The following is an 11,102-nucleotide window of genomic DNA, read 5'->3' as shown; positions in this document are numbered from 1 at the left end:
GGTCGGGGCCGGGGTCGGGGTCGGGGTCGGGCGGGGTCAAGGCCTACGGCGCGGCGCTGCTGTCCTCGTACGGGGAGCTGGAGCGGCTGGGCTCGTGCGAGGTCCGGGAGCTGGACGTCCGGGACATGGTCGCCACGCCCTACCGGGTCTCGGGCTATCAGCCGGTGCTGTTCGGCGCGCGGTGCATGAACCATCTCGCGGACACGCTCGCCGGGTTCCTGGAGGACTTCGACGACGACTCGACCGCTCGGCTGGGCCTGCGCCCGGTGCCGGGCGACCGGTCCTGAGCCCGCGCGCCGACGGAAGGAGACCCGCCCGAGGCGGAGTTATCCACAGGCTGAGGCCGCTCTCGGCGCGATGTCCCCGCTCCGGCGCAGAATGGGGTCATGACTGAGAGCAACGGGTCCGAGCAGAAGGACGAGGGGCCCGCCGTCGCCCCGCAGGGCACGGCGGCGGCCGCGCCGGAGGCGGCAGCCACGCCGGAAGCGGCAGCCGCTCCGGGAGCAGCGGCCGTGTCGACCGCCGCGGCCGCACCGGAGGCCGTGCCCGATTGGGAGAAGCGCTTCCGGGCGCCGCGCGTCGGGCTGCCGAGATGGGCGAAGGACGCCCCCGACCGCGCCCTGTTCGTGTCCAACGTGACGGGCACCTTCGAGGTGTACGCGTGGGACCGCGGCACGGGCGGGCAGCGCCAGGTGACCGACCGGCCGAACGGCACGACGGGCGGTGTGCTGACGCCCGACGGCGAGTGGATCTGGTGGTTCGCCGACAAGGACGGGGACGAGTTCGGCGTGTGGATGCGCCAGCCCTTCCACGGCGGGCCCGACGAGCCCGCCGTGCCGGGCCTCGACCCCTCCTACCCGGCCGGCCTGGCGCTGGGCCGGGACGGCACGGCCGTGGTCGGCCGCTCCACGGACGAGGGCGGGTCCACGGTCCACGTGGCACGGCCCGGCGCCGGGCCCGTGGAGATCTACCGCCACGCCGAGTCCGCGGGGGTCGGCGGCATGTCGTACGACGGCACGCTGATCGCGATCGAGCACACCGAGCACGGCGATGCGATGCACTCGGCCGTCCGCATCGTGCGGCCTGACGGCAGCACCGTCGCCGAGCTGGACGACACGCGCGGCGGCACCGAGGAGCTGGGGCTCGCGGTCATGGGCTTCGCTCCGGTGCCCGGCGATTCCCGGCTGCTCGTGGGGCACCAGCGGCGGGGCCGCTGGGAGCCGATGCTGTGGGACGCCGCCACGGGCGAGGAGACGGCCCTGGCCGTCGACCTGCCGGGCGACCTGGACGCCGGCTGGTATCCGGACGGCTCCGCACTGCTCGTCGAGCACAGCCACCAGGCCCGCAGCGAGCTGTGGCGCTACGACCTGGCCGACGGCTCGCTGACCCGCCTGGACACCCCCGTGGGCACGGTGTCGGGCGCCCTGCCGCGGCCGGACGGCACCGTGGAGTTCCTGTGGTCCTCGGCGGCCGAGCCGTCGGTGGTCCGGTCCACGAGCGGGCAGGTCGTGCTGGATCCCCCCGCCGCGCTGGGCGGGATCGTCCGCGCCCCGCGGTCCGTGCCGGTCCGGGACGTGTGGGTGGACGGGCCGGGCGGCAAGGTGCACGCCCTGATTCAGGTGCCGGAGGGCACCGGGCCCTTCCCGGCGGTCTTCGATATCCACGGCGGCCCCACCTGGCACGACAGCGACGCCTTCGCGGCGGGCCCCGCGGCCTGGGTCGACCACGGCTACGCGGTCGTCCGGGTCAACTACCGCGGCTCGACCGGCTACGGCCGCGCCTGGACGGACGCCCTCAAGCACCGGGTGGGCCTCATCGAGCTGGAGGACATCGCGGCGGTCCGGGACTGGACGGTCTCCGCGGGGATCGCCGACCCCGGGCGGCTGGTCCTGGCCGGCGGGTCATGGGGCGGCTATCTGACGCTGCTGGGCCTCGGCACCCAGCCGGACGCCTGGGCGCTCGGCCTGGCCGGCGTGCCCGTCGCGGACTACGTGACGGCCTATCACGACGAGATGGAGGCCCTGAAGGCCCTGGACCGCACGCTGCTGGGCGGCACCCCGGAGGAGGTGCCCGAGCGCTACGCGGCCTCCTCCCCGCTCACGTACGTCGAGGCGGTGCGGGCGCCGGTCTACATCTCCGCGGGCATGAACGACCCGCGGTGCCCGATCCGGCAGATCGAGAACTACGTGGAGCGGCTGGAGCGCCGCGGCCACCCCCTGGAGGTCTACCGCTACGACGCGGGGCACGGCTCCCTGGTGGTGGAGGAGCGGATCAAGCAGCTCCGGCTGGAGATCGCTTTTGCTGAGCGTCATCTGGGCCGTCCCGGCCCGGATCGTCCGGAGCCGGCTCCGCAGTGATGCCGAGCGCCCGGTCGCGCGCGGCCTCCGCCTCCCGGCGGAAGAGCCTGGCCCACATGAAGAGCACGAATCCGGCGAAGACGAACCACTCACCGGTGTAGCCGAGGTTCTGGAAGGCCTTGAGGTCCAGGCCGCTGTTCGGGGCGGCGGCCGGGGGCACCGGGGTCATGGCCCCGTCCGCGTCGGTGGCGGTGATCCACGCGTCGTACACCTCGTACGGCACGAGGTTGACCAGCGATGCGGCGCTGATCACGCCGAGCCGGCCTTCGGGCAGGCCGCCGCTTGCCCGCACGCCCTTGGAGCCGGGGCTCTCCGAGGACTGCAGGGCACCGGTGACCGTCACGCGGCCGGACGGCGGGGCGGGCACCGCGGCGGTGTCGGCCTTGGAGTTCGCGTCGCCGGGCAGCCAGCCCCGGACGACGGGGAGGGCCTTGCCGTCGTCGGTGCGCAGCAGGGTCAGCACGTAGAAGCCCCGGCGTTCGTCCAGCTCCCGTTCGGGGACGAGCAGCTGGTGCCCGGCGTCGTAGCGGCCGGAGGCCTCGGCCCGGCGGCCGGTGGTCTTGGTCGTCACCGGGAGGAGGTCGCGCAGCGGCTCGGCCGCGGCCTTCCGGGCGTCGTCGGCCTGCGTCTGCTGCTCGCGGTGCGAGTCGACGCGCGTTTCGAAGCGGCCGAGCTGCCAGCTGCCCATGAAGAGACAGAAGGGGATGGCCACCACGGTGAAGACGTTGATCGCCCACCAGCGGGGAGTCAGCAGGAACCGATACACACCACCACGGTACGGGCACGCCCGCCGGAGCCCGCACCGGCCCCTGCCGGGGGCACCGCCACCGGCGCCACCGCAGCCTCCGCCGTCACCCGCTCACCGGGCCGGCCGTGCACGGCTGCCGTCACCGCTCCCGCCGCGGCCGGCGTCAGCTCGCGGTGGCGATCGGCCCCGTCCGGTAGACGGTGCCGGCACAGGCGTCGTCGATCTTGGCGTCGGCCACGGCCGGCTCGCCGACGTCCGGGGTGTGGCTGAGCACGACGCTCGGCGGCGGCGTGGGCGGCGGCGAATCCGGCACGACCTGCTGCTGGGCCGGCGCGCTGCCGGCGGCCGGGGAGGCGCTGGCGCCGCCGCCCGCGGAGGGCGCCGGAGAGGCCCCGCCGGTGTTCTTGGCACAGCTGTTGCGCGCGCCGTCGGTCGTCGGGATCCAGGCGAACTTCACCTCGTACGCCTGGCCGGGCTGGAGGATGACCTCGCTGGGCTCGGTCGTGGGGTCGGGCAGGCCGGTCGCGGCGTCGCCCGGGGTGTGGTCGACGACGGAGACGCGCCCGCTCTCGGCGCTGCCCCGCGGGCTCGCGGCGACGGTCCCGGGCCCGCCCACGGTACAGACGGCGCGGGAGACGTTGACCACGCGGAAGGCGCCGTAGACACGGCCGTCCCGGTCGGCGGGGCCGACGGAGCCGCTGCCCTTGCCGAGCTGGTCGCGGTCGCAGATCGGGGAGACGGCGGCGAAGGTGTTCGTGGGCGCCGGGAGGTTGCCCGCGGGGGAGGAGGCGGCGGGCTTGGGTTCGTTGCCCTTGCTCCCCTCGTTCTTGCGCTGCTCCCGCTTCTCGTCGTGGTTGCGGGCCTCGCCCTCCTCGGGCCGGCCCCCGCCGTCGGTCACCCGGTCGGGCTCGGCCCCCGGCTCCTCGGGGGTGTGCTGGGAGCTGGCCGTATTGGTGTGACGGTCTTCGACCTCGTCACCGGTGGTGGCGACGTGGACGACCGCGGGCAGGGCCGTGCCACCGAGGATCAGCGCGGCCGCGGCGCCCACGAGGGCCTGCCTGCGGCGGGTACGCCGGGCCGGCACGGCGCGCCGGATGTGCTCCAGCGCGTCGGGAGCGGGCTCGATGTCCTCGACGGCACCCTGCAGCAGCTGCCGGAGCGTCTGTTCGTCCATCCCGCCGCCACGCTCGTCGTCGGGACCGGGCCCGTCGTAGGGGGGGCGGTTCATGCCGGAGCCTCCATGGCGACGCGGAGCGCCGCGATCCCCCGCGACCCGTACGCCTTGACCGAGCCGAGCGAGAGGCCCAGGGTCTCGGCGACCTGGGCCTCGGTCATATCGGCGAAATAGCGGAGGACGAGGACTTCACGCTGCCGGCGTTGCAGTCCGCGCATCGCTTTGATCAATTGGTCGCGCTCCAGCTGTTCGTACGCTCCCTCTTCGGCGCTCGCCATGTCGGGCATCGGCTTGGAGAGCAGCTTCAGCCCGAGGATGCGGCGGCGGAGCGCCGAGCGGGACAGATTGACGACAGTCTGCCTCAGATAGGCGAGGGTCTTCTCCGGCTCCCGGACGCGGCCGCGCGCGGAGTGCACCCGTATGAAGGCCTCCTGGACCACGTCCTCGCAGGAGGCGGTGTCGTCGAGGAGCAGCGCGGCAAGGCCGAGCAGGGAGCGGTAGTGGGCCCTGTAGGTCTCGGTGAGGTGATCGACTGTGGTGCCCGCTGCCATTGCTTCGTCAGCATCCCCCCGCTGGGGCGGGATCTGGGCGGCGGTGCGGGCGGCCGGCCAGGGAGCGATCACCGGCATGCCGCCCGACGGGTGCGAACGCGGACGCAGTGCGCTGCCGCCGCGCCGCGGGGCGGTTGCGATGCTGATGACCTCTGCCACGCCTGTTGGACACGCTTCCCCCCGTCAGGGTTGTACACGCGAGGCGCCGCGTCTGACGATGCGCCGCGTGACGATGCGTCATATGCCCTCATGCGTACCAGCTCTTCCTCAATGCCCCGGTTCTGTTGCCGCCCTGAGAGACGGCAGCAAAGACGCCCCCCGGCCGCCGGCGGTTGCAGTGGGCGGGGAGCGCATCGTCGAACACTTCATCTGCCCAGTTCAAGAGGTCTGGACCAACGACTTGATCACAGGACCTGCAAGACCTTCACCAGTTCTCCAGATTAGGGAGTGGTCAGCTCCGCCGCCACGCATTCCGCGACCTGAACCGTGTTCAACGCGGCCCCCTTGCGCAGATTGTCACCGCATACGAAGAAGTCGAGCGCCCTCGGGTCGTCCATCGACCGGCGCACCCGCCCCACCCAGGTCGGGTCCGTGCCCACCGCGTCCGCCGGCGTGGGGAACTCGCCCTCGGCCGGATCGTCCACGAGCACCACGCCGGGCGCGCTCGCCAGGATCTCGTGGGCCTGCCCGACCGTGACCTCGTTCTCGAAGCGCGCGTGCACGGCCAGCGAGTGCGTGGTGACCACGGGGACCCGTACGCACGTCGCCGCCACCCGCAGGCCCGGCAGCCCCAGGATCTTGCGGGACTCGTCGCGGATCTTCAGCTCCTCGGAGGACCAGCCGTCCTCGCGCAGCGATCCGGCCCACGGCACCACGTTCAGCGCGAGGGGGGCCGGGAAGGGGCCCAGCGCGTCGCCGACCGCCCGGCGCACGTCACCGGGCTGCGTGCCCAGCGAGGACCCGGCCACGGCGGCCAGCTGCGCCCGCAGCGCGTCCACGCCCGCCTTGCCCGCCCCGGAGGCCGCCTGGTACGAGGAGACGACCAACTCGGCCAGCCCGAACTCGGCGTGCAGCGCCGCCACCGCGACGATCATCGACAGCGTGGTGCAGTTCGGCGCGGCGACGATGCCGCGCGGGCGCACCCGCGCCGCGTGCGCGTTCACCTCGGGCACCACCAGCGGCACGTCCGGATCCATCCGGAAGGCGGCGGAGTTGTCGATGACGACCGCGCCCTTGGCCGCGGCGATCGGCGCCCACTGCGCGGAGACCTCGTCCGGCACGTCGAACATGGCGACGTCGACGCCGTCGAACGCCTCCTCGCCCAGCGCGACGACCTCGGTCTCCTCGCCGCGCACGACGAGCCGGCGCCCGGCCGAGCGCCGGGAGGCGACGAGACGGATCTCGCCCCACACGTCCGCGCGCCGCGAAAGGATCTCCAGCATGACCGTGCCGACGGCACCGGTGGCGCCGACGACGGCGAGCACCGGCTTACGGCCGGTGGTCATCGACCGGTGCCCCCGTAGACGACGGCCTCGTCGCTCTCGCTGTCCAGGCCGAAGGCGGAGTGCACCGCCCGGACGGCCTCGTTCACGTCGTCGGCGCGGGTGACGACGGAGATGCGGATCTCGGAGGTGGAGATCAGCTCGATGTTCACCCCGGCGTTCGACAGCGCCTCGAAGAACGTCGCCGTGACGCCCGGGTTGGTCTTCATCCCGGCGCCGACCAGCGAGATCTTCGCGATCTGGTCGTCGTAGCGCAGGGAGTCGAAGCCCACGCGCTCCTTCGTCCGCTCCAGCGCCTCGACGGCCTTGCGGCCCTCGGTCTTCGGGAGGGTGAAGGAGATGTCGGTCAGGCCGGTGGACGCCGCGGAGACGTTCTGCACGACCATGTCGATGTTGATCTCGGCGTCCGCGATAGCCCGGAAGATCGTCGCGGCCTCACCCGGCTTGTCCGGCACACCGACGACCGTGACCTTGGCCTCGGAGGTGTCGTGCGCGACGCCCGAGATGATCGCCTGCTCCATCGGCTGGTCCCCTTGCGGTTCGTTGCTGACCCAGGTGCCCTGGAGCCCCGAGAAGGACGAGCGCACGTGGATCGGGATGTTGTAACGGCGTGCGTACTCGACGCAGCGGTGCAGCAGCACCTTGGAACCGGAGCTCGCGAGCTCCAGCATGTCCTCGAACGAGATCCAGTCGATCTTGCGGGCCTTCTTCACCACCCGCGGGTCGGCCGTGAAGACCCCGTCGACATCGGTGTAGATCTCGCAGACCTCGGCGTTCAGCGCGGCGGCCAGGGCGACGGCGGTGGTGTCGGAACCGCCGCGGCCCAGGGTCGTGATGTCCTTGCTGTCCTGGGACACGCCCTGGAAGCCGGCCACGATCGCGATGTTGCCGGAGTCCACGGACTGCTGGATGCGGCCCGGCGTGACGTCGATGATGCGCGCCTTGCCGTGGACCGCGTCCGTGATGACACCGGCCTGGCTGCCGGTGAAGGACTGCGCCTCGTGGCCGAGGTTTTTGATCGCCATCGCCAGCAGCGCCATGGAGATCCGCTCTCCGGCGGTCAGCAGCATGTCGAACTCACGACCGGCAGGCATCGGCGAAACCTGCTCGGCGAGATCGATCAACTCGTCCGTCGTGTCGCCCATCGCGGAAACCACGACGACCACCTGGTGGCCGTTCTTCTTGGCTTCCACGATTCGCTTGGCGACCCGCTTGATGCCTTCGGCATCGGCAACGGAGGAGCCTCCGTACTTCTGCACGACAAGGCCCACGTGCGCTCCTCGCAGCTCTGTGTAATGCGGTCGGCTCAGTCTAACGAGCGGTCGGAATCAGCCATGCCGATATCGCATGGTGAGACGTGTCGACCGCTCGTGATCGCGGACGGTGCTCCGTCGGACCGCCCGCGATCGCTCCTTCCCGCTGCGGCCCGCACCACTCACTTTGTGAGCTGCACCATACGGGGGTCGGCGCCGGGGTGGGCGCCGGAGGCGCGCAGCGCATCGGCGTCGCGTTACGGCGCCGACGTCCCGAGGTTATTCGGCGGTCGCTTCGATGATCGAGGAGAAGGTCTTCGTGGCGAGGACCCGGCTCACCCGGAACCCCGCCTCGCCGAGCAGGGCGCGGAACTCCGCCTCCGTGCGTTCGCGGCCCCGCAGGCAGGCCAGCATCACCATGTCCAGGCCCTTGGCGAAGTGCGGGTCGTTGCCCTGCGGGAGGATCGCGTCCACCGCCAGCAGCGTGCCCCCGGGGGCGATCACCGCGCGGACCGCGCGCAGGATGCGCAGGCAGTCCTCGTCGTTCCAGTCGTGCAGGATGTGCTTCAGCAGGTAGACGTCGCCGCCCGGGGTCACGGCCTCGAAGAAGCTCCCGGCGTCCGTGCGCCAGCGGCCCGCCGTCTCCTTGACGTCCAAGAGGTGTGTGGCGACGGTCTGTTCCTGGTCGAACAGGACGCCCGACAGCCCGGGGTTGCGCGTGAGCACCGCTCGCAGGAAACCGCCCCGGCCGCCGCCGACGTCCACGACCGTGCCGGTGGCCGGAAACACGTACGCCTCGGCCACGACCTCGTCCTCGGGGCCCGACATGGCGGCCATGCCCGTGTCGAACCGGGCCCGGGCCGCGGCGTCCGTGTGCAGGTAGTCGAAGAAGGGCATGCCGTACGCCGCGTCGAAGGGCGTCTCGCCCGTGCGCAGAGCGTCCTCCAGACCCTCGGCCGAGCGCCGGAAGACCTCCTCGGTGAGCCAGATCATCCCGCTGTGCGCCGAGCCGGGCACGTCCGAGCGCAGCAGCTCGGCGGACGGCGTGAGGCCGAAGGCGCCCTGCTCGTCCTCCCGGAAGACGCCGCGCGTGGCCAGCAGCCGCAGCACCCTGCGCAGCGTCGGGCCGTGCAGGCCCGCGCGACGGGCGAGCTCGTCGGGCTGGAGCGGGCCGCCCGCGAGGTGGTCGGCGACGCGGTGGACGGTGACGGCGCGCAGTGCGGAGGCGTGGAAGAGGCCGAACGCGACCTCGCTCAACTGGGTTGTCAGAGCCGGGTGATCCGTGCCGGGAGTGACGTCCATGTCCTTTGTCCCCTATCCCCTCGTGTATCCCGTCGTGCCGGTTCTGCCTGGAAGGCTACGAAGGGGACGGAGGACGTGGACGTCGAATCCTCAACTATGGCCGAAGTACGCGGGCCGAGGTACGCGCACACGCATCACGGGGATGCATGGGATGCATGGGATGCGCGGGTATGTATACGGGATACGGGCCGGCCGAGGCCGGCCCGGTCAGGCGCCCCGCAGCCCCAGCGGGCCCGCGATCTCGGCCTCCATGACGCGGCCCGCCTCCTCGGCGAGCTGCTCCTCCGTGGCCGCGGAGTCCGTGTCGAGGTCTCCCAGCTCGTCCAGCGGCTGGTCGAGGCGGACGTGGGCGACCAGCGACTGCAGGGCGCGCAGGGCGGCCGAGGCCGTCGGCCCCCAGTTGGACAGGTAGGAGAACTGCCACCACCACAGGGCCTCGCTGACCCGGCCGTCGCGGTAGTGCGCCATGCCGTGCCGCAGGTCGGTGATGATGTCGGCCAGGTCGTCGGAGATCCGGCAGGCGACGGGGGCGGAGCGCGGCACGTACGGGTCGAAGACCTCGGAATAGACGTCCACGGGGTCGAGGAGGCGGGCGAAGCGCTCCCGCAGCTCGTCGACGTCGGGCTCGGGGCCCACGTCGGGCTCGTACCGCTCGTCGGGGAGGAAGTCCTCGTGCGCGCCGAGCCTGCCACCGGTGAGGAGGAGCTGGGAGACCTCCAGCAGCAGGAAGGGCACGGCACTGTCGGGCTCATCGCCGCGCGACACCTCGGCGACGGCGACGATGAAGCTCTCGATGGAGTCCGCGACCGAGACCGCGAAGTCGTCGGGGTCGCGCTTGGCGTCGTGCAGCGTTGCGTCAGACATCGAGAAGTCGTCTCCCTTCGAAGGCACGCCCGAGCGTGACCTCGTCGGCGTATTCAAGGTCTCCCCCTACGGGGAGGCCGCTGGCCAGCCGCGTGACCTTGAGCCCCATGGGCTTCACCATGCGGGCGAGGTACGTGGCGGTGGCCTCACCTTCCAGATTGGGGTCGGTGGCCAGAATCAGCTCGGTGACGGTGCCGTCCGCGAGCCGGGCGAGCAGCTCGCGGATGCGCAGATCGTCGGGACCGATGCCCTCGATGGGGCTGATCGCCCCGCCGAGCACGTGGTAGCGGCCGCGGAACTCTCTCGTCCGCTCGATGGCGACGACGTCCTTGGACTCCTCCACGACGCAGATCACCGAGGGGTCGCGGCGCGGGTCCTGGCAGACCCGGCAGCGCTCCTCCTGGGCGACATTGCCGCAGACCGCGCAGAAGCGGACCTTGGCCTTGACCTCGGTCAGCGCGTGGGCGAGCCGGCGGACGTCGGCCGGCTCGGCCTGGAGGATGTGGAAGGCGATCCGCTGCGCGCTCTTGGGACCGACGCCGGGCAGCCTGCCCAGTTCGTCGATGAGGTCCTGGACCACGCCTTCATACACGGATCGAATGCTCCTTCTCGGTGTTGTCGAGCTGCTTCAGAGCTGCTTCAGAACGGCAGGCCCGGGATGCCGCCGCCCAGGCCCTGGGCGAGCGGGCCGAGCTTCCGCTCCTGCAGCTGCTGGGCGGAGGCGTTGGCGTCGCGGACGGCGGCGAGGACGAGATCCGCGAGGGTCTCGGTGTCCTCGGGGTCGACCGCCTTGGGGTCGATGACGAGGGCCTGCAGCTCCCCGGCGCCGGTGACCGTGGCCTTCACCAGGCCGCCGCCCGACGAGCCCTCGACGGGCGTGCGGGCGAGCTCTTCCTGCGCCGCGGCGAGATCCTGCTGCATCTTCTGCGCCTGCTGGAGGAGCTGCTGCATGTTGGGCTGGCCACCACCGGGAATCACGGTTTCGCTCCTGGCTGTCGACGACGTCGTTGCTTGCTTGTCGTTGCGTGCTTGTAGGTGCTGTTGTTGCTGCGCCGATTGCTTCGGTAGCCCGAGCCTACGTGGTTGCCGCTTCCCGCGCCCCATGCCGGGGGAAGAAGAACAGGGGGCGCCCGGGGGCGCATGCAGCGCACCCGGGGTTCTCCCTGCTCCTGCGACCGGTCACTCGTTGGCGATCTCTTCGATGACCGTCGCGCCCAGCTCACGGACGATGAGGTCGTGGCCGGTCAGGGCGGTGTCGTCGAGGTCGGGGTCGTCCTCGGCGGGCATGTCGTCCTCGGGGGCGACGGGCGGGGGCTCCGGCTCGCGGTACCCCTGCGCCGCCGGGGGCGGG

At 72.2% G+C, this 11,102-nt stretch carries 10 protein-coding genes and 1 pseudogene; 2 read left to right on the top strand and 9 right to left on the bottom strand.

The window, feature by feature from the left end; genetic code table 11:
- Both ACSNOG_RS29345 and ACSNOG_RS29340 read left to right on the top strand, forming a co-directional pair.
- Positions 1-287: pseudogene (locus ACSNOG_RS29345) on the top strand (phenylalanine 4-monooxygenase); the annotation flags it as partial.
- 255 nt (positions 288-542) lie between these two features.
- Positions 543-2,357, top strand: coding sequence for a S9 family peptidase (locus ACSNOG_RS29340; protein WP_436755732.1), 1,815 nt, complete (start codon positions 543-545; stop codon positions 2,355-2,357).
- On the opposite strand, the gene ACSNOG_RS29335 is transcribed toward ACSNOG_RS29340, so the two are convergent.
- From ACSNOG_RS29335 to ACSNOG_RS29295, 9 genes are all read right to left on the bottom strand, one after another.
- On the bottom strand, positions 2,272-3,123 hold the full coding sequence (locus ACSNOG_RS29335; protein WP_436755731.1) for an SURF1 family protein: 852 nt from the start codon (positions 3,121-3,123) through the stop codon (positions 2,272-2,274). The genes ACSNOG_RS29340 and ACSNOG_RS29335 overlap by 86 nt on opposite strands.
- 145 nt (positions 3,124-3,268) lie before the next feature.
- Positions 3,269-4,333, bottom strand: a complete 1,065-nt coding sequence (locus ACSNOG_RS29330) for a hypothetical protein (RefSeq protein WP_436755730.1) — start codon at positions 4,331-4,333, stop codon at positions 3,269-3,271.
- Positions 4,330-4,989: a SigE family RNA polymerase sigma factor gene (locus ACSNOG_RS29325; RefSeq protein ID WP_436755729.1), complete on the bottom strand. Its 660-nt coding sequence runs from the start codon at positions 4,987-4,989 to the stop codon at positions 4,330-4,332. The genes ACSNOG_RS29330 and ACSNOG_RS29325 overlap by 4 nt, the downstream gene beginning before the upstream one ends.
- A gap of 281 nt (positions 4,990-5,270) precedes the next feature.
- Complete coding sequence (locus ACSNOG_RS29320; protein ID WP_436755728.1) at positions 5,271-6,335, bottom strand: aspartate-semialdehyde dehydrogenase; 1,065 nt, start codon at positions 6,333-6,335, stop codon at positions 5,271-5,273.
- Positions 6,332-7,603 carry an aspartate kinase gene (locus tag ACSNOG_RS29315; RefSeq protein ID WP_436755727.1) on the bottom strand — a complete coding sequence of 424 codons (1,272 nt, stop codon included), beginning with the start codon at positions 7,601-7,603 and terminating at the stop codon, positions 6,332-6,334. Before ACSNOG_RS29315 ends, ACSNOG_RS29320 begins: the two co-directional genes overlap by 4 nt.
- Before the next feature lie 261 nt (positions 7,604-7,864).
- A complete protein-coding gene (locus tag ACSNOG_RS29310) occupies positions 7,865-8,887 on the bottom strand; it encodes a methyltransferase (RefSeq protein WP_436755726.1) in 1,023 nt (340 codons plus the stop codon).
- A gap of 207 nt (positions 8,888-9,094) precedes the next feature.
- Complete coding sequence (locus ACSNOG_RS29305) at positions 9,095-9,751, bottom strand: DUF5063 domain-containing protein (protein ID WP_436755725.1); 657 nt, start codon at positions 9,749-9,751, stop codon at positions 9,095-9,097.
- Positions 9,744-10,343 (bottom strand): recombination mediator RecR, encoded by a 600-nt coding sequence (gene recR / locus ACSNOG_RS29300; RefSeq protein ID WP_382039583.1) that lies wholly within the window; start codon positions 10,341-10,343, stop codon positions 9,744-9,746. Before recR ends, ACSNOG_RS29305 begins: the two co-directional genes overlap by 8 nt.
- Before the next feature lie 47 nt (positions 10,344-10,390).
- Positions 10,391-10,729: a YbaB/EbfC family nucleoid-associated protein gene (locus ACSNOG_RS29295; RefSeq protein WP_436755724.1), complete on the bottom strand. Its 339-nt coding sequence runs from the start codon at positions 10,727-10,729 to the stop codon at positions 10,391-10,393.
- Between the last annotated feature and the right edge of the window lie 373 nt (positions 10,730-11,102).

Origin of the sequence: Streptomyces sp. URMC 124 (assembly GCF_051386455.1) — a bacterium.
Taxonomy (GTDB): Bacteria; Actinomycetota; Actinomycetes; order Streptomycetales; family Streptomycetaceae; genus Streptomyces.
The sequence above is the reverse complement of the archived record's forward strand: the minus strand, read 5'-3'. Positions and strand labels throughout refer to the sequence as shown.

What these genes read in the sequence shown, in the direction of transcription:
- ACSNOG_RS29330 (WP_436755730.1), bottom strand. Translation starts at nt 4,333, where the DNA reads ATGAACCGCCCCCCCTACGACGGGCCCGGTCCCGACGACGAGCGTGGC.
- ACSNOG_RS29320 (WP_436755728.1), bottom strand. Translation starts at nt 6,335, where the DNA reads ATGACCACCGGCCGTAAGCCGGTGCTCGCCGTCGTCGGCGCCACCGGT.
- ACSNOG_RS29310 (WP_436755726.1), bottom strand. Translation starts at nt 8,887, where the DNA reads ATGGACGTCACTCCCGGCACGGATCACCCGGCTCTGACAACCCAGTTG.
- ACSNOG_RS29305 (WP_436755725.1), bottom strand. Translation starts at nt 9,751, where the DNA reads ATGTCTGACGCAACGCTGCACGACGCCAAGCGCGACCCCGACGACTTC.